General features: G+C 72.9%; 22 protein-coding genes. 15 read left to right on the forward strand and 7 right to left on the reverse strand.

The window, feature by feature from the left end; genetic code table 11:
• Window positions 1–31: 31 nt before the first annotated feature.
• The gene (locus tag ACQP1N_RS00960) at window positions 32–409 is read left to right on the forward strand and encodes a phage holin family protein (protein WP_433228582.1); all 378 of its coding nucleotides are present in this window, start codon (window positions 32–34) and stop codon (window positions 407–409) included.
• Here the strand turns inward: ACQP1N_RS00960 and ACQP1N_RS00965 are convergent.
• The 4 genes from ACQP1N_RS00965 to ACQP1N_RS00980 all read right to left on the reverse strand — a co-directional run bounded on the left by ACQP1N_RS00965 (window position 406) and on the right by ACQP1N_RS00980 (window position 6,471).
• Entirely contained in the window at window positions 406–2,970 is a 2,565-nt protein-coding gene (locus tag ACQP1N_RS00965) for a hypothetical protein (protein ID WP_433228584.1), read from the reverse strand. The genes ACQP1N_RS00960 and ACQP1N_RS00965 overlap by 4 nt on opposite strands.
• 80 nt (window positions 2,971–3,050) lie before the next feature.
• Window positions 3,051–4,088, reverse strand: coding sequence for a cation diffusion facilitator family transporter (locus tag ACQP1N_RS00970; RefSeq protein WP_433228585.1), 1,038 nt, complete (start codon window positions 4,086–4,088; stop codon window positions 3,051–3,053).
• 74 nt (window positions 4,089–4,162) lie between these two features.
• Window positions 4,163–5,179 carry a hemolysin family protein gene (locus ACQP1N_RS00975; protein ID WP_067793934.1) on the reverse strand — a complete coding sequence of 339 codons (1,017 nt, stop codon included), beginning with the start codon at window positions 5,177–5,179 and terminating at the stop codon, window positions 4,163–4,165.
• Window positions 5,176–6,471 carry a hemolysin family protein gene (locus ACQP1N_RS00980; RefSeq protein ID WP_242608552.1) on the reverse strand — a complete coding sequence of 432 codons (1,296 nt, stop codon included), beginning with the start codon at window positions 6,469–6,471 and terminating at the stop codon, window positions 5,176–5,178. The genes ACQP1N_RS00975 and ACQP1N_RS00980 overlap by 4 nt, the downstream gene beginning before the upstream one ends.
• A 374-nt stretch (window positions 6,472–6,845) precedes the next feature.
• Here ACQP1N_RS00980 and ACQP1N_RS00985 point away from each other — a divergent pair, with 374 nt between their 5' ends.
• From ACQP1N_RS00985 to ACQP1N_RS01015, 7 genes are read left to right on the forward strand one after another with little or no spacing between them, the layout of a single operon-like run.
• A complete protein-coding gene (locus ACQP1N_RS00985) occupies window positions 6,846–8,060 on the forward strand; it encodes a hypothetical protein (protein WP_433228587.1) in 1,215 nt (404 codons plus the stop codon).
• Window positions 8,057–10,504, forward strand: coding sequence for a serine/threonine-protein kinase (locus ACQP1N_RS00990; protein ID WP_084262483.1), 2,448 nt, complete (start codon window positions 8,057–8,059; stop codon window positions 10,502–10,504). The genes ACQP1N_RS00985 and ACQP1N_RS00990 overlap by 4 nt, the downstream gene beginning before the upstream one ends.
• Window positions 10,501–10,626, forward strand: a complete 126-nt coding sequence (locus ACQP1N_RS00995; RefSeq protein WP_255218781.1) for a hypothetical protein — start codon at window positions 10,501–10,503, stop codon at window positions 10,624–10,626. Before ACQP1N_RS00990 ends, ACQP1N_RS00995 begins: the two co-directional genes overlap by 4 nt.
• Complete coding sequence (locus tag ACQP1N_RS01000; RefSeq protein WP_433228589.1) at window positions 10,623–11,930, forward strand: VWA domain-containing protein; 1,308 nt, start codon at window positions 10,623–10,625, stop codon at window positions 11,928–11,930. Before ACQP1N_RS00995 ends, ACQP1N_RS01000 begins: the two co-directional genes overlap by 4 nt.
• Window positions 11,931–11,935: 5 nt before the next feature.
• Window positions 11,936–12,622 (forward strand): FHA domain-containing protein, encoded by a 687-nt coding sequence (locus ACQP1N_RS01005; RefSeq protein WP_433228590.1) that lies wholly within the window; start codon window positions 11,936–11,938, stop codon window positions 12,620–12,622.
• Entirely contained in the window at window positions 12,619–14,133 is a 1,515-nt protein-coding gene (locus tag ACQP1N_RS01010; RefSeq protein ID WP_433228591.1) for a hypothetical protein, read from the forward strand. The genes ACQP1N_RS01005 and ACQP1N_RS01010 overlap by 4 nt, the downstream gene beginning before the upstream one ends.
• Window positions 14,134–14,150: 17 nt before the next feature.
• Window positions 14,151–14,978, forward strand: a complete 828-nt coding sequence (locus ACQP1N_RS01015; protein ID WP_067793938.1) for a glutamate ABC transporter substrate-binding protein — start codon at window positions 14,151–14,153, stop codon at window positions 14,976–14,978.
• A 3-nt stretch (window positions 14,979–14,981) separates the two neighbouring features.
• Here ACQP1N_RS01015 and ACQP1N_RS01020 read toward each other — a convergent pair whose 3' ends face one another.
• A complete protein-coding gene (locus ACQP1N_RS01020) occupies window positions 14,982–15,335 on the reverse strand; it encodes an STAS domain-containing protein (protein ID WP_433228592.1) in 354 nt (117 codons plus the stop codon).
• A gap of 410 nt (window positions 15,336–15,745) precedes the next feature.
• Between ACQP1N_RS01020 and ACQP1N_RS01025 the strand changes: the two genes are divergently transcribed.
• The 7 genes from ACQP1N_RS01025 to hisC all read left to right on the forward strand — a co-directional run bounded on the left by ACQP1N_RS01025 (window position 15,746) and on the right by hisC (window position 21,247).
• The gene (locus ACQP1N_RS01025) at window positions 15,746–16,417 is read left to right on the forward strand and encodes a lysophospholipid acyltransferase family protein (RefSeq protein WP_067793940.1); all 672 of its coding nucleotides are present in this window, start codon (window positions 15,746–15,748) and stop codon (window positions 16,415–16,417) included.
• 96 nt (window positions 16,418–16,513) lie between these two features.
• Window positions 16,514–17,206 (forward strand): hypothetical protein, encoded by a 693-nt coding sequence (locus ACQP1N_RS01030; RefSeq protein WP_067793941.1) that lies wholly within the window; start codon window positions 16,514–16,516, stop codon window positions 17,204–17,206.
• 109 nt (window positions 17,207–17,315) lie between these two features.
• Window positions 17,316–17,498, forward strand: coding sequence for a hypothetical protein (locus ACQP1N_RS01035; protein ID WP_084262484.1), 183 nt, complete (start codon window positions 17,316–17,318; stop codon window positions 17,496–17,498).
• 119 nt (window positions 17,499–17,617) lie between these two features.
• Window positions 17,618–18,955 carry a flotillin family protein gene (locus ACQP1N_RS01040; protein ID WP_067793943.1) on the forward strand — a complete coding sequence of 446 codons (1,338 nt, stop codon included), beginning with the start codon at window positions 17,618–17,620 and terminating at the stop codon, window positions 18,953–18,955.
• 160 nt (window positions 18,956–19,115) lie between these two features.
• Window positions 19,116–19,790 carry an NUDIX hydrolase gene (locus ACQP1N_RS01045; RefSeq protein ID WP_067793944.1) on the forward strand — a complete coding sequence of 225 codons (675 nt, stop codon included), beginning with the start codon at window positions 19,116–19,118 and terminating at the stop codon, window positions 19,788–19,790.
• A 49-nt stretch (window positions 19,791–19,839) separates the two neighbouring features.
• Window positions 19,840–20,127: a DUF6401 family natural product biosynthesis protein gene (locus ACQP1N_RS01050; protein ID WP_067793945.1), complete on the forward strand. Its 288-nt coding sequence runs from the start codon at window positions 19,840–19,842 to the stop codon at window positions 20,125–20,127.
• A gap of 40 nt (window positions 20,128–20,167) precedes the next feature.
• Window positions 20,168–21,247, forward strand: a complete 1,080-nt coding sequence (gene hisC / locus ACQP1N_RS01055; RefSeq protein ID WP_067793946.1) for a histidinol-phosphate transaminase — start codon at window positions 20,168–20,170, stop codon at window positions 21,245–21,247.
• Window positions 21,248–21,250: 3 nt separating this feature from the next.
• Here hisC and ACQP1N_RS01060 read toward each other — a convergent pair whose 3' ends face one another.
• Window positions 21,251–22,516 (reverse strand): GTP cyclohydrolase IIa, encoded by a 1,266-nt coding sequence (locus tag ACQP1N_RS01060; RefSeq protein WP_433232548.1) that lies wholly within the window; start codon window positions 22,514–22,516, stop codon window positions 21,251–21,253.
• Between the two features lie 898 nt (window positions 22,517–23,414).
• Window positions 23,415–24,701: a UDP-N-acetylglucosamine 1-carboxyvinyltransferase gene (gene murA / locus ACQP1N_RS01065; RefSeq protein WP_067793972.1), complete on the reverse strand. Its 1,287-nt coding sequence runs from the start codon at window positions 24,699–24,701 to the stop codon at window positions 23,415–23,417.
• Between the last annotated feature and the right edge of the window lie 161 nt (window positions 24,702–24,862).

A 24,862-nucleotide genomic window follows, 5' to 3' on the forward strand; every position in this document is an offset into this window, starting at 1 on the left:
GGGCGCATCGCGGACCGGCGATGATCGCAGTGTGCGGATTCTTCTCAAGGTGGGCATCACCGCGGTCGCCCTGTGGGTCGCCACCGTCCTGTTCTCCGGCATCACGCTCGGCGACCAGACGACCGGCCGGCGTGTCCTCACGCTGGTCGGCGTCGCGGTCATCTTCGGCCTGGTCAACGCCATCCTCAAGCCGATCATCAAGACGCTCGGATGCGCGTTCTACGTCCTCACGCTGGGGCTGATCGGCCTCGTCGTGAACGCCCTGCTGCTCCTGCTGACGAGCGAGGTCGCGCAGCGGCTCGACCTGCCGTTCCACGTCGACGGCTTCTGGCCGGCGTTCTGGGGCGCGATCGTCGTCGGCGTCGTCGGCTGGCTGCTGCACCTCCTCATCCCGGAGGACGACGACTAATCCGCGCCGGCCGGCGCGCGCCCGAACGGGCCGGCCCCCGGCAGACCGGACGGCGCGCCGGTGTACTCGCGGTACTCCGGCGGACGCGATCCGGACGCGCCGATCAGCACCCAGCGGTGCGTCCGGACGGCGCCGATGAGGAACTCGGCGTCCGTCACCGCCCCCGCGTCCGCGACGATCAACGCGTCGAACTCCTGGTCGGGGGCGGTGAGGGCGGCGCCGAGCGGCGTCCCGATGACGACGTCGGCGGTGCGGAGCAGGACATCGCCCTCCACCGCCGCGCCGCCCTCCAGATAGGCGGTGAGCTGCTCGATCCTCGCCATGGCGCGGCGCTGATGGGCCGGGACGGCCGCCGGGTCCGCGGTGGGATCGGCGCCGCAGATCTCCACCACGTTCTCCCGCGAGCGGGCCTCGGTCAGCGCCGCCGTCTCCAGCTCGGCCGCGCGGGCGGACATCTCCTCCGCGGCCTCCTCGGTGCGCCGCGCGAGCACGGCCGCCGTCTCGGCCGCCTTCGCCGTGGCGGTCTCCGCGCCCGCGCGGGCCCGGGCCGCCGTCGCCAGCGCCTCCTCGCGGGACGTCCGGGCGGCGCTCACCCGGTCGGCGATCTCCTGCACCACCTGGTGCGCCGCCCGCGCCCGCAACCCCGCCTCCGTCGCCTGCTCCACGGCCTGCGACGCGAGTCGCGCCTGCTCCCGGTGCTCGGCTCCGGCCTTCTCCCGTTCCGCCGCCAGCCAGGTCAGCTCCGTGCCGAGCCGCTCCTGCGCCTCCTGCGCCTGCCGCAGCCGCGCCCCGCCCTCGGACACGAACGTCGCCAGCCCCCGCCGCACCCGCTCCGCGTGCTCCGCCGCGTCCTTGGCCTCCCGCGCCCGCCGCGCCGCCTCGTCGGCGTCCCGCGCCCGGGCCTTGGCCTCGTCCCGCAGGGCCCGCAGCTCGGACGGCGGCGACGCCACGTGCAGCCGCTGCCCCAGCGTCATCTTCCGGCGGACCGCCGACAGCGCCGACTCCGCCGACACCAGCCGGTAGTAGGCGGCATGGCCCTCGGCGGCGGCGTCCGCGTCCGCTGCCGTCAGCCGGTGCGCCTCCTCCGCCGCGCCGGGCAGCGCCTCCCGCGCCCGCGCCAGCTCGTCGGTGAGGGACGCCTCGGTCTCCCGCGCCGCCCGCAGCTCGGACCGCGCCGTCTTCTCCCGCTCGTCCAGCTGGACGCAGCGCGCGTAGGACGCGTCGGCCGTGCGGGTGAGGGCGCCGGCCTCGTCCGACGTCCGGCCGGCCTCCGCCTGGAGCCGCTCCGCCTCCGCACGCGGCTCCTCCAGCTCGGCCTCGGCCTCGGCCTGGACGGCGGCGAGCCGCTCCGCCTCCGTCTCGGCCGCCGCGGCCGCCCCCTCGGCCTCTTCCGCCGCGTTCCTCGCGTCCTCGATCTCGCCCCGCAGCGCCGCCTGCTCGGCCTCCAGCTCCTCGCCGCGCCGCAGGTTCTCCGCCTGGACGGCCTGGAGCGCCGCCGCGTCCCGCGGCCACTGCTCAAGCCACATCAGCCCGCGCCGCAGCAGCCGCGCCTCGGTCTGCCACGCCTGCCGCCAGGCCTCCCCGACCGGCCGCAGCGCCGCCGACCGCACCCGCGTCTCCGGCGCCGACGGACCCTCCGCCGGGACGATCGGCTCCACGTCCGCGGGCGGCAGCACGGGAAGCGGCTCCGCCCGCGTCACGGTGGACGAGGTGTCAGGGGCCGGGGCGTTGGGGACCGGGGTGTCGGGGGCGGCGCCCACGGGCCTGAACTCGACCGTCCCGTTGGACCCCGGGTCCCGCAGCGGCGGCGGCTCTTCGACGGGTGGCAGCGCCTGCGTCTGCACCGACTCCTCGACGGGCGGTTGCGTTTGCGGCGGCTCCTCGACGGGCGGTAGTGCCCGTGTCTGCACCGACCGCGCCTCCGCCGACTCCGGCCGCGTCTCGATCAGCAGCGAGAAGACCTCGGGATCGCCCTCCATGCTCCGCAGCAGGTCGGCGGCCTGCTCCGGGGTGGGCGCGATGAGGAGGGCCCGCGCGTCCGCCGCCGTGAGCTCCTTGACCGCCTCCCGGACGGCGCCGGCCTCCCCGCCCTCTTCCACGTGGACGAGCCGCAGGGCTTCGGAGTCCGGCGGCTCGGGCGCCACCAGGAAGCGGGCGAGCACCTCCCACTCACCCGCGACCCGGCCGTCCCGCAATGCCCGCAACGCCGCCACATGCGGCGCCCACCCGACCGGCGGAACGTCCTCGGGCACCTCCCGGAGCCGCGCGTCGATCCGCTCGTAGAACTCGATCAACGGCCCGTAGACGCTCGCGACCAGCTCGCTTCCGCCCCAGCCCCCGTCCGCCGGAGCCGGTGCGTCCGCCGCCTCGGTGTCCGCCGCCTCGGTGTCCGGGACGTCGGTGTCCGGTACGTCGTGCGCAGCCTCCTCAGCAGCCTCGTCCGCCGTGTCACCGGCGCTCGCCGTGCTCTGCCGGTCCTGTTCCCGTTCGTCCTCGGTGGGCTGGGCAGAGACGCTCGGAGGTGCGTTGTCGGGCCCGTTGGGTTCTTCTGGGTGTTCCACGACGCCATCCCGTCCCAGATCGTCCGTCCGGGGCCGTATCTTCCCCTTCTGCCGGGGACTAACGTCTCACAGGTCGGAGATCAGCGGTGACCGGCCAGGGCGGCGTGATGATCTTCACCGGGGCGGGGCTCGGGGTCGGCGTGGACGAGGGCGCCGGACAGGCGGGGCAGGGCGTGCAGGAGGCTGTGCTCGGCGTTCACGGCCACCTGATGGGCCCGGACGAGGGTGGCGGCCGGGTCGACTACGACGTCGCATTCGGCGCGCAGGCTGTGGCCTATCCAGCGGAGGCGCACGTCGCCCACGGCCAGGACGCCCGGGGTTGCGGCGAGGGCCGACTCGGCGCGGTCGACCAGTGCGGGGTCCACGGCGTCCATGAGGCGGCGCCAGACCTCGCGGGCCGTTTGCCAGAGGACGGTCGAGATGACGACGGTGATCAGCAGGCCGACCACCGGGTCGGCCCAAGGGGCGCCCAGGGCGACGCCTGCGGCGCCCAGAAGGACGGCCAGGGAGGCGAAACCGTCTGTGCGGGCGTGCATCCCGTCGGCGACCAGGGCCGCCGAGCCTATGCGGCGGCCTACGCGGATGCGGTAGCGCGCCACGACTTCGTTGCCCAGGAAGCCGACCAGGGCCGCGCCCGCCACGGCCGGCAGGTGGTCCACGGGCTGCGGGTGTGCCAGGCGTTCGACGGCGGCGTATCCGGCGGCCAGGCAGGAGGCGGCGATGGCCAGGACGATGACGATCCCCGCAAGGTCTTCCGCGCGGCCGTAGCCGTAGGTGTAGCGGCGGGTGGGCGGGCGCCTGCCGAGGAGGAAGGCCACCGCCAGCGGGACGGCCGTCAGCGCGTCGGCGGCGTTGTGGAGGGTGTCGCCCAGGAGGGCCACCGAGCCGGTGAACGCGACCACCGCCGCCTGGAGGACGGTGGTCGCGCCCAGCCCGGCGAGCGAGATCCACAGGGCGCGCATGCCCTGGGCGCTCGCCTCCATCGCCGAGTCCACCTTGTCGGCCGCCTCGTGGGAGTGCGGCCGGATGATGTGCCGCAGCCGCCCCCGTCCGCGACCGTGTCCATGCCCGTGACCATGCCCGTGACCGTGTCCATGCCCGTGACCGTGTCCGCTCATGGGTCCACGATGAACCACGAATCCCGTTGCAGCATCTCGACAACTGCAGTGTTGCCGCAGGTACGGGGGCTGTGTCAGTGCGGGTTCGTGGCCAGTAGCTCCGCCAGGAGGTCGTCCAGGGTGACGATGCCCGCGAACTCGCCCCGGGCGTCGTTCACCACGGCGAGCTGGGCGCGGGCGCGGCGCATGCGGCTCACCGCGTCCAGGACGGTCGTCTCCGCCGTGAGAACGGGCGCCGGGTGCGCGAGTTCGCCCGCGTGGCGCTCGCCGTCCGGTTCGGTGATGGCGGCGCGGACGTGCACGATACCGGTCATCGCGCCGTCCGCGGCGCGGACGAGCAGCCGGCTGTGGCCGCTCGCGGTCGCGGTCCGGCGGATCTGCGCGGCGGTCGCGTCCGCGCCGATCGTGGTGACGGACGTGGCGGGCACCACGAGGGGGCCGACGGTGGCCTCGCGCGCGGAGATGGCCCGGCGGAGCAGTTCGTGGTCGCGCCGGCCGATGAGGCCGAGGCGGCGGGACTCGCCGACCAGGTGGCTGAGCCGCGCCGGGTCGGTGTGGCTGTCCAGCTCGTTCTTCGGCGTGACGCGGATGAGCCGCAGCAGCGCGTTCGTCGTCGCGTTCAGCGCCGACAGGATCGGCCGCGACACCTTCGCGAACGCGCGGAACGGCAGGGCCAGGATGAGCGCCGACCGTTCCGGGTGCGCGATCGCCCACGACTTCGGCGCCATCTCGCCGACGACCATGTGCAGGAACGTGACGACGGTGAGCGCGGTGCCGAGCGCGATGGCCTTCACGCCGGCCTCGGGGACGCCGAGCCCGTGCAGCGGCGGTTCGAGGACGTGCTCGAACGCGGGCTCGGTGACGATCGCGAGGCCCAGCGAGCACATCGTGATGCCGAACTGCGCGCCGGCGAGCATCAGCGACAGCTCGCGGACCCCCGCGACGGCGGCGACGGCGGGGCGGCTGCCCTTCGCCGCGGCGCGTTCGAGCTGCGGGCGGTTGGCCGCGACCAGGGCGAACTCGGCCGCGACGAAGAAGCCGTTCCCGATCAGCAGCAGGACGGTGATGAGCAGTGACGGCAGCGGGTTCACGACACCTCCGCCGACGCGGTGGCGGTCGCCCTGATCAGGATCTTCTCGGCGACGCGCCGGGCCACGCTCACGACCTCCAGCTCGACCGTGCCGGTGTCGAGGTCGATGGTGAGGCGGTCGCCGGGGGACGGCAGCCGCCGCAGCTCGGCCATGACGAGCCCGCCGAGGGTGTCGTAGGCGTCGCCTTCGGGCAGGTCGAGCCCGGTGAGCCGGCCGACCTCGTCGATGCGCATGCCCGCGTCGACGAGCCACGACCCGTCCGGCCCGGACGTCGGCGCCTCCGCCAGGCCGTCGGTCTCGTCGGTGATCTCGCCGACGAGCTCTTCGGCGACGTCCTCGAAGGTGAGGATGCCGGCGAGCCCGCCGTACTCGTCCACGACGCAGGCGAACTCCTGGCGGGAGTCGCGCATCCGCTCGATGACCCCGTACAGCGGCTGGCTGCCGGGGACGAGCAGCGCCGGGCGGGCGATCCGGCCGACCGGGGTGGACGGGTCGAGGGTGTCGTCGGCGACCTCGCGGACGCCCGCGACGCCGACGATGTCGTCGACCTCCGTCCCGTAGACGGGGTAGGCGCTGTGCCCGGTCTCGCGGATCAGTGCGATGAGGTCGGCGACGGGCGCGGTCGCCGGCAGCGTCCGGACCTGCGGGCGGGGCACCATGACCTCGTCGGCCGTCAGGTCGCCGAACGACAGGGCGCGCTCCAGCAGGCCGGACAGGTCGGCGGGCAGGTGCCCGGCGCTGTGCGACTTGCCGATGATGTCGCCGAGCTCCTCCAGCGTCACCCCGCCGTGCAGCTCCTCGACGGGCTCGACGCCCACGGCGCGCAGCAGCCGCTCCGCCGCGCGGTCGAACAGCCGGATCAGCGGCCCGGCGACCGTCAGGTACACGAGGGTGGACGCGGCCAAAGCGCGCGCCAGCGACTCCGCGCGCGCCAGGGCGAGGTTCTTCGGGAACAGCTCGCCCAGGAGCATCTGGATGAGCGTCGCCAAGACGAAGCCGGTGGCGAGCGCGATCGCACCCGTCGCCCCCTTGGGGACGCCCACGACCTCCAGAAGCGGCTGTATCAGCTCGGCCAGGGCCGGCTTGGCGATGAAACCGACGATCAGCGTCGTCATCGTGATGCCGAGCTGCGCGCCCGACAGCATGAACGACAGCCGGCCGATGACCTTGAGGGCTCTTCTGGCGGCCACGTCGCCGCGTTCGGCGGCCTGTCCGAGCGTCGCGCGGTCGGCGGCGACGTAGGTGAACTCCTGTGCGACGAAGTACCCGGTGGCGGCAGTGAGAAGGATCACCGCGAGCACTCCCAGCGCCGCGCTCACCATGAGGCACCGGGTCTATGACTGGGGTCCGACACCGCGGACTCACCACTCCTCTCGTAATCGGCCTACCTGCGTAACGTCATCGTGAACAACGACGTTCCCGGTGCACAGGGTACGGGGCGGTGCCGATCTGTCCCTTGGCCAGAGGTCCTTTTACGTGATTCAGCGCTGGGCGAGAGGACCTTGCCTCCGTTAGTGTCACGGATCACACTTATATGAGAGTGTACGTCCGATACTGAACCGGTCCGTGCTCCCGGACCGGTGCAGCGAAGGGCGGGCTCAGGGGGGCCGGAGAAGCGATCGCGGGGCAGACGTTGGACCACAGCGGGGCCGGGGCCGCCGCGCCCATGAGCCGTGAAGGCGTCGACCATGCCCTGCGCAAGCTCCAGGACGAGCGGGAGCGCATCTCCGCGTCGCTGGATGAGCTCGACCGGCACCCGGGCGTCCGGCTGCTGAAGGGCGCCCGGCTCACCGGTGAGACGTGTCGCCGGTGGGAGGAGGTGCGGTCCCGGCTGACGACGCTGTGGCTGCTCTTCGACGCCTACCAGCGCGTCCTGGACGAGGCGTGCGAACTGCGCGCGCGGTCGGCCCGTCCGGACGCGGCGAGGCTGACCGAACTGTCGGAGATGCTGGCGGGCTTCTCGGTGGAGCTGCCGGGCGGTGAGATCCCGCTGGAGCACCGCACGCTGCTCGGCCCGCGGGAGCGCCGCATCACGCTGGACGAGGCCGTCGCCATGATGTCGGACGCCTACGAGTTCGTCGCCCGGGAGGTCGCCGCCGCCGACACCGCCTGGACGGCGCTCCTGCAGCCCCTGGAGCAGGCCGAGGAGGGCTGGCGGAGGGCGGCCCGGCTGGCGCACCTGCTGGACGGCACCCGGCATCCCGAACTCGACCGGGTCGGCCGCGAGCTGTCGGCGCTCGGCCGCATCGTCCGCACCGATCCGCTGTCGCTCGTCCACGACGGGCACCCGGACACCGGCCGCCTCGACCGTGTCCGCGCCGTGCTGACCGCGCTCGGCGACGAACTCGCCGGCGTCGCCCGGATGCGCGACGACTACGCCGAGCTCCTCGCCGGGGTCACGGCCACGGTCGAGGAGGTCGAGGACACCGAGCGGCGCGCCCATGAGGCGTACGCGGCCGCCCTCGTCAAGATCCACTCACCGAACCTGCCGGCGCCGGCGCGCGATCTCGGCAGTGCGCTCCGCGACCGGCTCGTCGCGCTCGAACGGCTCCGCGAGGCGGGCCGCTGGGTCGAGATGGCGGGCCGTTTCGCCGAGCTCGAACGCGCCGCCGAGGAGGCGCTGGAACGGGCCCGCGGTGATCTGCGTCTCAGCGCCGGCCTGATCGACCGGCGGGGTGAACTGCGCGGGCGGCTGGAGGCGTACCGGGCGAAGGCGGCGCGGCTCGGCCTGGCCGAGGACGAGGGGCTCACCAAGCTGCACGCGGAGGCCCGCGAGGTGCTGTGGACGGCCCCTTGCGATCTGCGCAGGGCGACGGCGATCCTCGCGGAGTACCAGCGGGAGATCAGGACGGGCGAGAGCGAGACGGGGACGCGGCGATGAACCGATGCACCCAGCCCGGCTGCGCGGGTGAGGTGGACGCGGACGGCTTCTGCGACGTCTGCGGCATGGCTCCCGCCGCCGGAGCCGAAACCCCCTCCGTCCCCGCCACCCCCTCTGTTCCGGCCGCCGGAGCCGTCCCCGCCCCGGCCGTCCCCGCCGACCCCGCGAGAGCCGGATACACGGCGGCGGCGCCGGTGCGGGTTCCGGCCGCGGTGACCACGCGGACCCCCGCCGCTCCCCCGACGACCCGGGAGCCGGGGCCGTCCGTCCCGAGCGGGCCCGCCGGGACATCCGGGAGTTCGGCGGGCAGCGGCCCGGGGACGGTCGGCTCCGGCCGGACGGCGTCGCGCGGCGGCACCCGGGGCACCGGCTCCAGCGGCTCGGCCCGGCGCGGGATGCTCGGCGCCGGGCTCGTCGAGGTCCCGCCCGTCCCGGCCCGCGACCCCGCCTCAGCGATCATGGAGAATCCGGAGGTGCCGGAGAACCGGCGCTACTGCAGCCGGTGCGACGAGAAGGTCGGGCGGAGCCGGGGCGGGCGCCCGGGCCGCACCGAGGGGTTCTGCCGCAGCTGCGGGCACCCGTTCTCGTTCACGCCGAAGCTGCACGCGGGCGAGATGGTCGGCGGGCAGTACGAGGTGCTCGGCTGCCTCGCGCACGGCGGGCTCGGCTGGGTGTACCTGGCCCGCGACCACAACGTGAGCGAGCGGTGGGTCGTCCTGAAAGGGCTGCTCGACAGCGGGGACGCCGACTCGCTGGCCGCCGCGACCGCCGAGCGCGCGTTCCTCGCCGAGGTCGAGCACCCCAACATCGTCAAGATCTACAACTTCGTCCAGCACGGCGACTCCGGCTACATCGTGATGGAGTACGTCGGCGGGCGCTCACTGAAGGACATCCTGCTCAGTGTCCGCGCCGAGCACGGCGACCAGGCGGCGCTGCCGCTCGGCCAGGTGATCGCGTACGGGCTGGAGGTGCTGAGCGCCCTCGGCTACCTGCACGGTGTCGGGCTGCTGTACTGCGACTTCAAGCCGGACAACGCGATCCAGTCCGAGGAGCAGCTCAAGCTGATCGACCTCGGCGGGGTCCGGCGGGCCTTCGACGTGGACGGCCCGATCTTCGGCACGCCCGGCTACCAGGCGCCCGAGATCGGCTCGCAGGGCCCGTCGATCACCTCCGACCTGTACACGGTGGGACGCGCGCTGGCCGTGCTCAGCTTCCCGTTCCGCGGCTACACCGGACGGCATCTGCGCAGCCTGCCGCCGCGCGACCAGGTGCCGCTCTTCCAGCGGCACGAGTCCTACCACCGGCTGCTGCGGCGCGCGACGCACCCCGATCCGGCGCGCCGGTTCCAGAGCGCCGCCGAGATGGCCGAGCAGCTCACCGGCGTCCTGCGCGAGGTCCTGGCGGCCGAGGACGGACGTTCCCGTCCCGCGCCGTCGCCGCTGTTCGGGCCCGAGCAGCACACGGCCGGAACCGAGATCGTCGGCGGCCTGGAGGGGGACGCGCGGGCGGGCGGCGCGGCGCCCGTCCTGGCGCCGCTGGAACCGCCGGCCGCCGCCGCGGCGCTGCCCGTCCCGCTCGTGTCGGCGGCCGATCCGGCCGCCGCGTTCCTGTCCGGGCTCACCGCGCGCGACCCCGGAGACCTGGCGGCGGCCCTCGGTTCCGCGCCGGTCGCGTCCCGGGAGGTGCGGCTCGCGCTGGTGCGCGTCCGCATCGAGCTGGGCGATCTGGACGGTGCCGGCCGGCTCATCGAGGAGCTCGCGGCCGAGGCCCCGGACGACTGGCGCGTCGACTGGTACCGCGGCGTCCGCGCCCTCGCCGGCGGGCGCGGCACGGAGGCGGTCGCCGTCTTCAACGACCTGTACGACCTCGCGCCGGGGGAGCAGGCGCCCAAGCTGGCGCTCGCGTTCTGCTACGAGAGCTTCGGCGACATGGGCAACGCCGGCCACTTCCACGAGACGGTCTGGCGCACCGATCCGACCCACGTCAGCGCCGCGTTCGGGCTGGCCCGCACCTGTCTCGCCGCCGGTGACCGGGCCGCGGCCGAACGCGTCCTGGACTCGGTCCCCAGCATCTCCAGCCACTACCTCGCCGCGCAGCTCGCCGCCGTCGCCACCGCCGTCCGGGGGAGGAGCCCCGGCGAGCTGGACGCCGCCACGCTCACCGAGGCCGGCCGGCGGCTCGCGTCCCTGCGCCTGGACACCGAACGCGCCGCCGCGTTCACCGCCGAGGTCCTGGAGGCCGCGCTCGCCTGGGTCCGCGCCGGCCGCGCCCCGCTCCCGGCCGGTATGCGCCAGCGGATCCTCGGCACGGAACTGGCCGAACCGGCGCTGCGCGCGAAGCTGGAGGAGACCTACCGGGTCCTCGCCAAGCTCGCGGACGGCGCCGGCCGGCGGCACGCGATGGTGAAACGGGCCAACGCCGTCCGCCCGAGGACGCTGCTATGACCATGGACGCCGACCGGCGCGCCTCCGGCATGCTCTGCCGCACCCGCGGCGAGCCCGCCGGCGGCACGGCGGCGGTCGTCCCCCGTCCGCCGCGGGGACACGACAGGGAGCGGGGCAGATGAGCGAGTTTCCGGAGTTCACCGTCCGCGTGGACCAGAATCCCCACCTTCCGGTCGGCGGACGGGAGATGCACGCGATCGTGTCCGTGGCGGCGCGCTCGTCCGGGACCGGGACCGGGAGCGGCGCGAAGGCGGCGGAGGTCATCATCATCGACACCTCCGGCTCGATGTCGTACCGGGGGAAGATGGCGGCGGCGAAGCGGGCCGCGCGGGCGGCGGTGAACGTGCTGCGCGACGGTGTCCAGTTCGCGGTGATCGCCGGCGCGAACCGGCCGCGGATGATCTACCCCCAGGGGGAGCGGCTCGTCGAGGCGAACGAGACCGCCCGGCGCAGCGCGGTGAACGCGATCGGACGGCTGGAGGCGGCCGGCGGGACCGCGATCGGGTCGTGGCTGCGGCTCGCCGACCGGCTGTTCACCGGGTACGACGACGCCGTCAGGCACGCCATCCTGCTGACCGACGGCAAGAACCAGCACGAGTCGGCCGCGGAACTGGACGCGGCGCTGCGCGCGTGCACCGGGCACTTCCTCTGCGACGCGCGCGGCGTCGGCACCGACTGGGACGTCGCCGAACTCCGCAAGATCACCTCGGCGCTGCTGGGCGGGTTCCTGGACGTCCCCGACCCCGCCGACCTGGAGGCCGACTTCCTGGCGATGACGCGGGCCGCGATGAGCAAGGAGGTCGCGGACGTGGTGCTGCGCGTGTGGACGCCGCAGCAGGCGCGGCTCCGGTTCGTCAAGCAGATGGTCCCGGCCGTGGAGGACCTGACCGGCCGGCGGGTCGAGTCGGGGACGCAGACGGGCGACTATCCGCTCGGCGCGTGGGGCGAAGAGTCCCGCGAGTATCACGTGTGCGTCGAGGTGCAGCCAGGCGACGTGGGACGGCAGATGCGGGCCGCGTGGGTGAAGCTCATCGCGGACGACCGGGTGCTCGCGTCCGGGAACGTCCTCGCCGAGTGGACGGACGACGAGGCCCTCTCGACCAGGATCAACGGCCGGGTCGCGCACCACACCGGGCAGTCGGAACTGGCCGAGGCGATCCAGGAGGGGCTCGAGGCGCGCCGCGAGGGCGACGAGGACACCGCGACCGCCCGGCTCGGCCGCGCCGTCGTCCTCGCCCGGGAGGTCGGCAACGAGCAGATCTCCGGCCTGCTCGCCAAGGTCGTGGACGTCGTGGACCCGGTGCGCGGCACCGTGCGGCTGAAACGGGACGTGTCGAAGGCGGATGAGATGTCGCTCGACACCCGTTCGGTCCGGACCGTCCGCACCCGGCAGGACGACGATGCCGGGAACAGGGCCGGAGGCTGAGGCGGATGCCGGTCTGTCCGTGCGGGCACACGTCCGAGGCCGCCGACTACTGCGACGTCTGCGGCGACCTCATCGGGGGCGCCGCACCCGCGAAGCCGCTGGAGACGGGGGTGTGCCCGCGTTGCGGGACGCCCCGCTCCGGCCGCTTCTGCGAGGTCGACGGGTACGACTTCGAGACCGGCGCCGGCCACACCGCCGAACTGCCGGCCGGCCGCGCGCCGTGGGCCGCGCCGCCGGTGCCGCAGCCGCGCACGGGGAGCGGGCCGCTCGTGTCGGACGGCCCGTCCGCGCTGGTCAGGGCCGACCGCGACTACTTCGACACGGTCGTCGCCGAGATGGGGCGAGACGCCGCGGACCTCACCTTTCCGCCGTACTGCCCGGAGCGCCGGATCCCGCTGATCGGCGACAGGGTCCGGATCGGGCGGCGCAGCACGTCCCGCGCGATCCTGCCGGAGATCGACCTGAGCACGCCGCCCCAGGACCCCGGCGTGTCGCATCTGCACGCCGTCCTGCTCGCGCAGCCGGACGGCACCTGGAACCTCGTCGATCCCGGCTCGACGAACGGCACGACGGTGAACGGCGGCACCGAGCCGATCCCGGTGAACGCGCCGATGCCGATGGGCGACGGCGACCGCATCCACGTGGGCGCCTGGACGACCATCACGCTGTCCCTGCAGGAGGGCCCGCCATGACGATGAGTCCCGCGCCGCCCGCGGCCCCCGCTCCCCGGACGGCCGGACCGGGCGCCGCACCGCCGGCGGACCCGCGGCGCGCCGGCCGGCTCGGAACGTTCCTCCGCGGCCGGTGGCTCAAGACGATCCCGGGCCGTATCCGCGCGCACGTGGTGCTCTGCCTGGCCGCCCTCGTCGCGCTGCTGGCCGTCCTGACCGTGGCGACCGGGAACGCGCGCGACTCCGTCCAGACGATCGGGCACGACGCGGGCCCGCAGGTCGTGGCGACCGGGACGCTCTACTTCGCGCTCAGCGACATGGACGCGCAGGTGTCCAACATCCTGCTCATCGGGCGCGAGCACGACCTCGGCATCGGCTACGACGAGTCGCTGCGGGTGTACGAGCAGCGGCGCGCGGAGGCGGACGCGGCGGCGGTGCAGGCCGCGCAGCTCGCCGGCCGCGACCCGGCGCTGAAACGGACCGTCCAGGAGGTGCTGGACGGCCTCGGCCGGTACGAGCGGCTCGTCGGCCAGGCCATGCAGCTCGATGCCCAGTCCAACCACGCGCCCGGGGAGCCGCCGGGCCAGGTCGTCGACGCCTACCGGCAGGCCACCGACCTGATGAGGCTGCAACTGCTGCCGAAGGCGTACAACATCACGCTCGACAGCGGCGCGCGCGTCCGGCAGTCGTATGAGACGAAGCGGTCGGCGGTGCTGGCGGGCCGCGCGTGGGTCGCCGTCACCGGCGTGGTCGCGCTGCTGCTGCTGATCGCCACGCAGCTGTACCTGACCCGGACGTTCCGCCGCCTGCTGAACCCGGCGCTGGCGCTGGCGACGCTCGCCACGATCGTGCTGACCGCGGCCGGGACCGGCCTGCTGACGGCGCACGCGGGCCATATCAGGAAGGCCAAGGAGGACGGGTTCGACTCGATCCTCCAACTGTCGCGGGCGCGGGCGATCAGCCACAGCGCGTTCGCCGACGAGAGCCGCTACCTCCTCGACCCGGGACGCGCCGACACCTACGAGCAGACCTACCTCGACAAGTCGCTGTCGGTGATCTACCCGGACCTCGGTGACAAGCCCGTCAACCTGGAGAACTACTACGCCGGGCTGGAGCAGAAGGCCGCCGCGTACAAGCCGGGTGAGGGCGCCGTCCCGTTCCTCGGCTTCTTCGGGGACGAGGCGCGCACCGCCGGCAGGGGGCGCGAAGCGGACGCGCTGGGCAGGACGCTGGAGGCGTACCGGGCCGTCCAGCGCAACGACGCGCGGATGCGTCGGCTCGCCGCGTCCGGTGACCGGGCCGGCGCCATCGACGTGCGGATGGGCCGCACGTCCGGCGCCATCCGCGACTTCGGCGCCTTCGACGCGGCGCTCAGCGCGCTGACGGCCGTCCACCAGGACGCCTTCGACACGGCGATCAAGGACGCGGACGGCGGGCTGCGCGGCTGGGACGCCGCGCCGCCCGCCGCGGCGGCCGTCATCGCCCTTCTGATCATCGCGGGGGTCCGTCCCCGGCTGGCCGAGTTCCGCTGACCGGAGGAGAGCACGCCATGCGCGGTACCCGAGCCACCGCCGCCGTCCTGACCGCCGCGACGGTGCCGGCGCTGCTTGCGGCCTGCGGTCTCGGCGGCGCCGAGGAGACGTCCGCGGCCGGCAGGGACTCCCTCGTCATCGGGGTGAAGGGGGACCAGCCGGCCCTCGGCGTCAAACGCCCGGACGGGACGTACGAGGGCTTCGACGTCGATGTCGCCACCTACATCGCGGGGAAGATGGGCGTCCCGAAGAGCCGCATCACGTTCCGGACGACGAACTCCTCCGTCCGCGAGGAGGCGCTCGCGAAGGGCACCGTCGACATGATCGTGGCGACGTACTCGATCACGGCGAAGCGCAGGATGAAGGTCACGTTCGGCGGCCCCTACTACGTCGCCCACCAGGACACCTTCGTCCGCGCCGACGCCACCTCGATCAAGAACGTGCGGGACCTGAAGGACAGGCGGATCTGCCAGGTGACCGGCTCCAACTCCTGGCGCCGCGTCATCGAGGAGCGCAAGGTCGCCGCGAAGCCGGTCACCGTGGGCACCTACGGCGCCTGCATGGACGCGCTGGCCGCCGGGCGGCTGGACGCCGTGTCGACCGACGACCTGATCCTCGCCGGGTTCGCCGCCGGCCGTCCCGGCCGGATGATCAACGCGCCGTTCACCGACGAGAAGTACGGCGTCGGCCTCAAGAAGGGCGACCTGAAGGGCTGCGAGGAGGTCAACCGGGCCATCACCGGCATGTACCAGGACGGCACGGCCGAGCGGCTGCTGAACAAGTGGTTCGGCAGGTCGGGGCTGAAGCTGACGACGAGCGTCCCCCAGTTCGAGGGCTGTACCTGAGCGTCAGGGCGTCGTGGTGGACGGGAACGCGACGATCGCCTCCCGCAGCGTGTCGTAGATCGGGATGAACTTGTCGAGCCCGGTGATGCGGAAGACCCGCTGGACGCGCGGCGGCAGCGCCACCAGCGCGATGTGGCCGCCGCGCTCGCCGGCGCGGCGGTTTGCGGCGACGAGCGCGTTCAGGCCCGTCGAGTCGCAGAACGTGACCTCGCGCATGTCGACGACCACGGGCTCGTCCATGTCGACGACCTCGAAGAGGGCCTCCTCGAAGCGCGACCGTGCCACCACGTCGATGTCGCCCTGTACACGGACGACGGTGCAGCGGTCGTCGCGCATCAGGTTGATGTCGAAGTCCATGGTCACCTCACGCCCCACTCCGGTGGTATCCGGCCATCTCAGGTGACTTCTCAGGATTGCGCACCCGTGCCCGCTTTCCAAGCACTACCCGGGATGGAGGACCTGGCCGTCCGCCCGGGCTCGGGACCGTAACGCCGTAGCGGACACTCGGCCGGTCCTTGGTCTCAGACTCTACCCGACGTGCCGTCCGGGGCGTCCGATGCGTCCGGGGGTGCCCGGGAAACGGAGGCAATAACTTACTCAAGAGAAACTTACTGATAGGTAAGAAATGCCGTTCAATCCTGGTTTGCCGTACTGTGACCTGCGGATGGACCATTTCTTACCCGCCTGTACACGCGAAAGGCGGACGGTGACCCGGGCCCGGATCGGCGCAGAGGTTACAGTGGCGGTGGCGAAATTCGGGAGGCTGGGTGTTCTACACGTTCATGACGCGGGTGGTGCGTCCGATCCTCTGGCTGCTGTTCCGGCCGCGCGTCATCGGGGGTGAGAACGTACCGGGCTACGGGCCGCTGATCGTGGCGAGCAACCACCTGTCGTTCATCGACAGCTTCATCATCCCGCTCGCGGTCCCGCGCCCCGTCACCTACATCGCCAAGGCCGACTACTTCGAGGGCGGCGGGCTCAAGAAGGGCTTCGTCCGCTGGTTCCTCACCAACCTCGGCCACGTCCCCGTCCGCCGCGGCGCCCGGCGCGCCGCGATGGGCGCGCTGGAGCAGGCCGCCGAGGTCCTCGACAACGCCGGCGCGTTCGCGATCTACCCGGAGGGCACCCGCTCCCCGGACGGGCGGCTCTACCGCGGCCGGACGGGCATCGGCTGGCTCGTCCTCCAATCGGGCGCCCGCGTCCTGCCGGTCTCCCTCGAAGGCACCGAGAAGATCCAGCCGATCGGTGCCGGCCTCCCGCGCGTCTTCGGCCCGCGCCCCACCGTCCGGATCGGCCCCCCGATGGACTTCTCCCACTACCGCGACCTGCCGCCCGCCAAGGCACGCCGGGCGATCACCGACGAGATCGTGGAGACCATCCAGAAGATGTCCGGCCAGGAGTACGCCGGCGAGTACAACGAACGCGCCGAACAGAGCTGACGGCGCCGCCCGCTCCGCTCCCCTCCGGCCGCCGGGTTCACGCGAGGGCGTGTCGTCCGGGGGGACCCGCCCTCTCCGGGCCGTAATGTCGCGGGCATGGCGCACAGGCTCCTCCCGATCGTCCTGCTGGCGACGTCCGCCGCCGCGGCCGCGTGCGGCGCCCACGGCGCACGTGCGCGCGAGGTGCGCGGCACCGCCCCCGCCGAGGTCGCGGCCCTCGGCTTCACCTCCGATCAGCTCGCCCAGGCCCTGCTCGCCGAGGCGTCCGGCTACCGGCGGGCCGGGGAGCCCGACTCGGGCGAGTACGGGTCCCTGAAGGCCATCCAGAACGCCGCCAGGCTGCAGCGGGAGGCCACCCTGGACAAGCCCGCCTGCGGGACGAGTCGTCCCGGCGGCACCGTGGACGGCGACGTCCCCGCGGCCCTCGTCTCCTTCGCCGGCGCCGGCCGGACCGCCACCGAGACCCTGATGAGCATGTCCGCGGCCGACGCCGAGAAGCAGATCAACGCCCGCGTTCCACCCGGCTGCCTGAGGTTCCGCACCAAGATCGGCGCCCAGTGGTCCGAGCACCGTGTCGTGGAGACGCCGAGGGGCGACATCGGCGAGGGCTCCCGCACCGTCGGCGTCGCCACCGCCAGCGGCAACGCCCGCGCCCGCACCTGGTACGTCGTCTTCCGCGGCCGCGGCTACCTCGGCACCGTCACCGTCTTCGGCTCCACCATCGGCCATGCCGACGCCGAACGCCTCGCCCGCGAGGCGTACGCCCGAGCCGAACGCGTCCTGCCCTGAGTGCGGGGGCGCGGGGACAGCGGATACGGTTCGGCTACACGGGGTCGCGCGGAGCGGCTCCCGGCGCGTCGTTCTCCGGGAGAGTCGGTTGATCGGTAAGGAAGGGCGGGTGACCGGCCGGATCGGCCCGGGGCTGGTCGGCGAGGTCATGATCCCGATCCGGGGCGGTGTCGAGGCGTTCTACGCCCACCCCGTCGACCCGCGGGACGAGATCGGCGTCGGGGCGATCGTCGTGGTGGTCGAGTACCACCCGCCCCGGACGGTGTACGTGGCGCCCGCGCTGCCCCAGTGACGCGCTGGCCCGAAGTGGTCACCGGCGGGGAGAACCGAACACGCGGCCCGCACGTCTGAGGGAAAACGCGGACGGGGCGCTGCACGCCGGCCGCACCCGACATCTGAAGAGGAGGCCGCATGCCCGTGCTCGCCGTGGCGATCGGTGTGGTCGTCGCCGTCATCGTATTGATCGTCTTGTTCAAGATGGTCTGGCGGGTCGCCGAGCCGAACGAGGCTCTGATCATTTCCGGGCTCGGTGCCAGGTCCAAGCCGATCGACGGCGTGGACAGCCTCGGATTCAAGATCGTGACGGGTAAGGGGACGTCCGTCCTGCCCGGTTTCCAGGTGGCGCGGCGGCTGCGGCTCGACAGCCGCGCCGCCAACCTCGAAGTGAACTGCGTGACGCAGCAGGGCATCCCGGTCAAGGTGCGCGGCGTGGTCATCTACAAGGTCGGGGACGACTTCGTCTCGATCGCCAACGCCGCCCGGCGGTTCCTTGAGCAGCAGTCGTCCATGGACGGCGCGATCCACGAGCTGTTCACCGGCCACCTCCGCTCCATCATCGGCAACCTCACCGTCGAGGACCTGATCCTCAACCGGGAGCGGCTCACCAGCGAGACCCGCAGTTCCGCCGCCGACGAGATGAGCAAGCTCGGCCTGGTCGTCGACTCCCTCCAGATCCAGGAGATCGACGACGAGACCGGCTACATCACCAACCTCGGACGTCCGCACGCCGCCAAGGTCGCCGCCGCCGCCCGCATCGCCGAGGCCGAGCGCAACCAGGAGGCCACCGAGCGCGAGCAGGAGACCGAGCGGCAGAACGCCGCGGTCATCCGCGACACCGAGATCAAGAAGGCCGAGTACGAGGGCCAGGTGCAGCAGGCCGCGCAGCAGGCCCGGCAGGAGGTCATCCTCAAGGAGACCCGCAACGCCGAGCTGGAGGCGGAGCGGACCGAGAAGCGGCTGGAGAGCGAGATCCGCAAGCCCGCCGACGCCCGCGCGTACGAGCAGGTGAAGCTGGCCGAGGCCGAGCGCGAGGAGCGCATCGCGCAGGCCCAGGCCACCGCGACCGAGATCCAGCTGCGGGCGGAGCGCGAGGCGGAGGCCACCCGCATCCTCGGCCAGGCCGAGGCCGACGCGATCCGGCAGAAGGGTCTCGCCGAGGCCGAGGCGATCAAGGCCCGTGCGGAGGCGCTGGCGGAGAACACCGACGCCGTCATCGCCCAGCAGCTCGCCGAGCAGTGGCCGCAGATCGTCGAGGCCGGCGCGGGCGTGTTCGGCAACGTCGACAACATGGTCGTGCTCAACGGCGCCGAGGGCATCGAGGACATGCTCGCCAAGGCCCTCACGCTCGGCGGAACCGGCCTCGGCGTCGCCCGCCAGCTCCTCGCCAACCTGAACACCCAGCCCGCCGCCAACGGCCACAACGGCGCCACCCCGGCCGTCCCCGCGGTGGAGATCCCCAAGGAGGACTGACCGCTCCGCCACGAAAGGCCCGGCCCCGGCCGGGCCTTTCTGGCGCGGTGCGCCCGGCTTTCCGGTGCCCGGCGGATCAGGCCGTCCCCACTCATCTCGAAGGTCGGCCGGCCGGGGCTTCTTGGTGTTACCGGCCGGTCACGCCCACTAAGTTCGATGCATGTCCGTTCCGCGGCTCGCCGTTTCCGTCGACCTTGTCGTGCTCACCGTGCGGGAGCAGCGTCTCTGCGCGCTGATGTGGCGGCGTGACCGGGCGCCCTATGCCGGGACGTGGTCGCTGCCCGGCGGGTTCATCCAGCTCGACGAGGACCTGCCGGTCGCGGCGTCCAGGCTGATGGCGGAGCGGGCGGGGCTCGCGGACGTGCGCATCCACCTGGAGCAGCTCGCGACCTACGGGTATCCCGACCGCGATCCCCGGCAGCGGGTGGTGAGCGTCGCGTATCTGGGGCTCGCGCCGGACCTGCCCGCCTCCAGCCGCGCGCAGGTGCTGTGGACGGCCGTGGACGATCTCATCCACCATGACCGGGCCGCGTTCGACCACCGGCGGATCCTGTGCGACGGGGTGGAGCGGGCGCGCGCGAAGCTGGAGTACACGTCGCTGGCCGCCGCGTTCTGCCCGCCCGAGTTCACCGTCGCGGAACTGCGCCGCGTCTACGAGATCGTGTGGGGCACCACCCTCGACCCGCGCAACTTCCACCGTAAGGTCACCGGCGCCGACCGGTTCCTCATCCCGACGGACCGGACGACGACGCGGGACGGCGGCCGTCCGGCCCGGCTGTACCGGCGCGGCGACGCCGAGCAACTGCGACCCCCCATGCTGCGCCCGCGGGCTTGACCTGGGGGGATCTCGCGCCCTTCGGGGAGGGTTGCTAGTTTCACCACCTATGAACGGTGACGAAGCGCTTGGTCTGCTCGTCCGCGACATCGGGGACGCCGGCGTCGCGGAGATGGCCGGCTCCCCGGGCCTCGCGGCAGCCGTCGACCAGCACGTGGCGAGCCTGCGGGACGAACTCGGCGCGCACGGTGAGCCGCCCAGCGCGGACGAGCTGATGGGATATCTGCACGGTTTCGCGGAGGAGGCCTTCAACCGGGGCTGGTGGCCGGACGACACCCGCGACTGGGAGTTCGTCCGCATCGTGGCCGTTTGCTGGATGATGAGGGACGCTGCGTAGGCTGAGGGGGCATCACCCCCATGCGATCTGGAGGACAACGGTGTCCGAGGCAACCACTCCGCGCTTCCGCTCCGTCCTCGACCGGTTCGTGGCCTACAAGCCAGGGAAGGTCGTGGTGTCACCCGAGGGCCGCTCGTTCAAGCTGTCGTCCAACGAGTCGCCGCACGGCCCGCTGCCGTCGGTGGTGGACGCCATCGCCGAGGCGGCGGAGAACATCAACCGCTACCCCGACAACAACGCGACCGCGCTGACCGAGGCGATCGCCGGGTTCTGCGGCGTCCCCGCCGACCACGTCGCGGTGGGCTGCGGCTCGGTCGGGATGACGCAGATGCTGCTGGAGGCCGTCGCGGAGCCGGGCGCCGAGGTCGTGTACGCGTGGCGGTCGTTCGAGGCGTACCCGCTGCTGGTGGCGCTGTCGGGCGCGACGAGCGCGCAGGTGGCGCTGCGCGAGGAGACCCACGACCTCGCCGCGATGGCGGACGCGATCACCGACCGGACGCGGCTGGTCTTCATCTGCAACCCGAACAACCCGACGGGCACCGCCGTCCGGCGCGCCGAGATCGAGGCGTTCCTGGACCGTGTCCCGTCCGACTGCCTGGTCGTGCTGGACGAGGCGTACCGCGAGTACGTCCGCGACGACGAGGTCCCGGACGGGCTCACCCTCTACGGCGACCGCCCGAACCTCGCGATCCTGCGGACGTTCTCCAAGGCGTACGGGCTCGCCGGCCTGCGCATCGGGTTCCTCGTCGCGCACCCGCTGGTGGCGGGCGCGATCCGCAAGACGTTCCTGCCGTTCAGCGTGAACTCCGTCGCCCAGGCCGCCGGGATCGCGTCCCTGGCGGCGACCGACGAACTGCTGGAGCGCGTCGAGGGCACGGTGAAGGAACGCGACCGGGTCCGCAGCGCCCTCCTCGCCGACGGCTGGACGGTCCCGCCGACCGAGGCCAACTTCGTCTGGCTCCGCCTCGGTGACCGGACGATGGAGTTCTCCGCCGCCTGCGACGCCCAGGGCGTGAGCGTCCGCCCCTTCGCCGGCGAGGGCGCGCGCATCTCCATCGGCGCCCCGGAGGAGAACGACGCCTTCCTGGCGGTCGCCAAGTCCTTCCCCCACCGCGACTGACGTTCAGGTGGTCTTGGCGGCGGGCCCCAGTTTTTCGACGATCAGGCGGTAGAGCTGGCGGGGGCGGCCGGGCTGCGGGGTGCGGTTCGGGGGGAGGGGCCAGGCCAGGCCCTCCTCGACCAGGGTGCGCAGGAGGCGGCGGGCCGTGCGCGGGGTGACGCCGAGCATCTTGCCGGCGTTCTCGGCGTCCACGATCAGCGGCTGCTCCTGGTCGCCGAGCTTGTCGGCGAGGCGGGCGAGGATCTCCAGGCCCTTCGGCTTCGCCTGCGGCTGGGAGCGCGGTGGCGTGCGGGGCGCGGGGACGAGGGCGCGGCCGTCCCGGTCCAGGACGAAGCCCTGGGTGCGCTGGGAGCTCTGCGAGCGGGCCAGCGCGGCGCGGGCGTGGTTCTCCGCCTCGTGCGCGGTGCGGCCCATGCCGATGCCGACCTCGATGGCGAGGCCCAGTTCCTCGCGGACGCGCTCCACGAACGGCGGCGTCCGGAAGCCCTCGGTGGACGCGGTGACGGAGCCGCGCGTGGCGATGACGAGGTAGCTGTGGTCGTCCAGTGACCACACGGAGGCGTTCATCCGGTGCGCCTCCTGGAGCAGGACGCGGTGCAGCGCGAGCTTCAGTTCGTCGCGCCAGTAGCGGGGGGTGACGCGGCGGGGCGTCTCACGGAGGGTCGGGACGTCCACCAGCACGACGACGAGCTGTGACTCCTCCAGCCGGTGGTGGGCGCCGAGGAGCGCGGCGGTCTGCAGGGAACTGCGGATCGCGGCGCCGGTCGGGCGGACCCGGATCGTGGGCACGCCGGCCATCTCCATGCGTTCGGCGGTGGCGTGCACGCAGGTCACCGCGACGGTCGTCGAGCCGCGCCGCCACAGCCGCTCGTGGAACGCGGCGAGCGTCCCGGGGCCGGCGGCCTCCTCGCGCAGGTGCACCTGCTCGGTGCCGAGGCTGATCTCGGCGTAGGCCTCCTCGACCTCGGCGCGGCCGAGCACGTCGATGCTCACCCTGGCCGGGTCGAAGCGCTCGTCGAGGGCCGCCCGCAGCAGCGCGCCCTGCAGGGCGGCGCCGTTCAGCGGGACGTACGTGGCGGGCATGGTGAGCACGCCGGCCTTGCGCGCGAAGTCGTAGGGGACGGGGCTGGCGAACAGGCACACGTCCACGCCCGACCCCAGCCGCACGACCTTGTCGGCCGCCTCCTGCTCGTCCCGGTACGCGGCGGCCACCAGCCGGCTCGGTACCGGCGTGGGGCCGTGGCCCATCAGCATGACCCGTTCCACCAGGTCGTGGGGGCCCACGACACCGATCGTGAGGTCGGGGGTAACCGACCCCGTTCGTGCGGCCGTCATCGATGATCGCTCGCTTCCGGTCCGTCCTCTCGGCGGGGGCGCCGCCCCGGCCACGCGTTCGCGCACGTTTCGCCCAACGGTTGACTCATGGCTTGTCGCCCCTGCCTTCTGCCCCAGCACCGCAGTCTTGTGCGATTCGCCTTCCCGCAGCCCCCACCCACCACCCTGAAGCGGAGGGAGCCGCCTTCCCGCAGCCCCACCCGCCACCCTAAAGCGGAAGGGGTCGCCTTCCCTCGGCCCCCGTCCTGAAGCGGAAGAGAGCCCGTTCCTCAGTGGGCAGATCGGGTCAGGGCGACGAGATGTGACGCCCAGACGCGAAATCGAATCAAGAGTGCGGCGAAAAAGTAACCTACGCGACCCCCTGGTCAGTCATTTGTCACCATTCGGCCAGCCTTGATCCTGCATCTTGGGACGTCCGAAGTTGAAAAACAAGACCCGAAAACACGGCGAGGGGACCCTTCTGACGCTCTCACGTACAGGAGGGACCCCTGCGGTACCCGTTTGGTTTACCTGCGGACCGGAAGCCGCACGTGTCGATGTTGTCGCAGCGAAAAGACGAACGATCCGTCCGTACGGGGGCGGATCGTTCGCTTCGGTGATTTTTTACCGGGTTACGGACTGGTTCATCCGGGGGTGTTCCCTGGGTTTCTTCCCTGGTCATCCGCCCGGATCGGCGTGGGTCGCGCCCGTCTGCGGCAGCAAGGTGTAGCCGTTCGGTAACTCTCGGCTCGGCGATTTTCGTGAGCCGGCGTTACACGTTCCGTCAGGCGCCGCACCGGAGTTGGTCAGGGCGGGGCCACATTCGGTCGCTTTCCCGCCGCCCGGCCGTCCCCTAGCCGACCTCGCGGACGATCTCCGCGCCGAGCTGCGACAGCCGCTCGGCCGTGTGCGCGTGCCCGCGGTCGAGATAGTAGGCGGAGGTGATCGTCGTCTCGCCCTCGGCGGCGAGGCCCGCGAGGACGAGGGCACTGCCGCAGCGCAGGTCGTGCGCCTCCACCTCGGCGCCGCGCAGCGCGCGCGGGCCGTTCACCTTCGCGCGGTTGCCGTCCACCTCGATGTCGGCGCCCATCTTGCGCAGCTCGTCGGCCAGCTTGAACCGGCCGTCGAAGATCCGCTCGTAGATGTAGGACGGTCCCTCGGCGAGGCACGACAGCGCCATGATCGGCGACTGCAGGTCGGTGGCGAAGCCCGGGTACTCGTCGGTGATGACGTTGATCGGACGGAGCGTCCGGTCCCGGCGGACCTGCAGTACCGCGCCCTGCTGGTGGAACTCGACGCCCATCTGCTCCAGCTTGTCGGCGGCGACGCCGAGGTGCTCCAGCGTGGCGCCGACGAGGCTCAGGTCGCCGCCGGTGATCGCGGCGGCCATCACGAACACGCCCGTGTCGATCCGGTCGGGCATCACGGTGTGCTCGACGGCGGTCAGCTCGTCCACGCCCTCGACCGTGATGAACCCGGTGCCGCCGCCGCTGATCCTGGCGCCCATCGCCTGGAGGATCGCGATGTTGTCCAGCACCTCCGGCTCCAGTGCCGCGTTCTTGATCAGCGTGGTGCCGTGCGCCAGCGCCGCCGCCATGATCAGGTTCTCGGTGCCGGTGTGCGAGGGGGTGTCGCAGTAGAGCGTCCCGCCGCGCAGGTCGCCGGCCTTGATGTGGATGATGCCGTCGCCGTTGTCGGCCACGTGCTCGGTGACCGTGGCGCCCATCCGCTTGAAGCCGTTGTAGTGGAAGTCGAGGTTGCGGCTGCCGAGGTTGCAGCCGCCGACGCCCTCGATGATCGCCTCACCGAGCCGGTGCAGCAGCGCCGGGACGAACAGGAACGACCCCCGGAACCGGGACGCGATGTCGGCGGGCAGTACCGGGCTGCTCAGCGAGGACGCGTCGATCACCAGGGTGCGCTCGGTCTCGTGCAGTTCGGCCTTGGCCCCGATGGCCCGCGCGAGCTCCACCGCCCGCCGCACGTCCTCGATGATCGGGACGTTGCGCAGCACGGTCCGCCCCTTGGCGGCCATCAGCGAGGCCCCGATCATCGGTAGAACGGCGTTCTTCGCCCCTTGAATGAAAACCGTGCCGTGCAGCTGCCGGCCGCCGTGCACGCGGTAGCGAACCTCGTGGCCCATGCTCATGCCGCCTTACTCCTTCTCGGGTGCGGTTAGGGTGCCTGCAATCAATCGGGAGCACGAGGGCCGAGCGCGCCGAACGGTATCCCCCTCTGCGCCAACGCGACCCCCAGTAAACCACCGGACCGGACGTGCGCCGCCCGGTCCGCCACGCTGGCGTC

The organism is Actinomadura formosensis, assembly GCF_050948385.1.
In the GTDB taxonomy this organism is placed as follows: Bacteria; Actinomycetota; Actinomycetes; order Streptosporangiales; family Streptosporangiaceae; genus Spirillospora; species Spirillospora formosensis.

Coding starts and splice junctions, on each gene's coding strand:
- ACQP1N_RS00970 (WP_433228585.1), bottom strand. CDS start 4,088: ATGAGCGGACACGGTCACGGGCATGGACACGGTCACGGGCATGGTCAC.
- ACQP1N_RS00985 (WP_433228587.1), top strand. CDS start 6,846: ATGAGCCGTGAAGGCGTCGACCATGCCCTGCGCAAGCTCCAGGACGAG.
- ACQP1N_RS00990 (WP_084262483.1), top strand. CDS start 8,057: ATGAACCGATGCACCCAGCCCGGCTGCGCGGGTGAGGTGGACGCGGAC.
- ACQP1N_RS00995 (WP_255218781.1), top strand. CDS start 10,501: ATGACCATGGACGCCGACCGGCGCGCCTCCGGCATGCTCTGCCGCACC.
- ACQP1N_RS01000 (WP_433228589.1), top strand. CDS start 10,623: ATGAGCGAGTTTCCGGAGTTCACCGTCCGCGTGGACCAGAATCCCCAC.
- ACQP1N_RS01005 (WP_433228590.1), top strand. CDS start 11,936: ATGCCGGTCTGTCCGTGCGGGCACACGTCCGAGGCCGCCGACTACTGC.
- ACQP1N_RS01010 (WP_433228591.1), top strand. CDS start 12,619: ATGACGATGAGTCCCGCGCCGCCCGCGGCCCCCGCTCCCCGGACGGCC.
- ACQP1N_RS01015 (WP_067793938.1), top strand. CDS start 14,151: ATGCGCGGTACCCGAGCCACCGCCGCCGTCCTGACCGCCGCGACGGTG.
- ACQP1N_RS01020 (WP_433228592.1), bottom strand. CDS start 15,335: ATGGACTTCGACATCAACCTGATGCGCGACGACCGCTGCACCGTCGTC.
- ACQP1N_RS01030 (WP_067793941.1), top strand. CDS start 16,514: ATGGCGCACAGGCTCCTCCCGATCGTCCTGCTGGCGACGTCCGCCGCC.
- ACQP1N_RS01040 (WP_067793943.1), top strand. CDS start 17,618: ATGCCCGTGCTCGCCGTGGCGATCGGTGTGGTCGTCGCCGTCATCGTA.
- ACQP1N_RS01045 (WP_067793944.1), top strand. CDS start 19,116: ATGTCCGTTCCGCGGCTCGCCGTTTCCGTCGACCTTGTCGTGCTCACC.
- ACQP1N_RS01050 (WP_067793945.1), top strand. CDS start 19,840: ATGAACGGTGACGAAGCGCTTGGTCTGCTCGTCCGCGACATCGGGGAC.
- murA (WP_067793972.1), bottom strand. CDS start 24,701: ATGGGCCACGAGGTTCGCTACCGCGTGCACGGCGGCCGGCAGCTGCAC.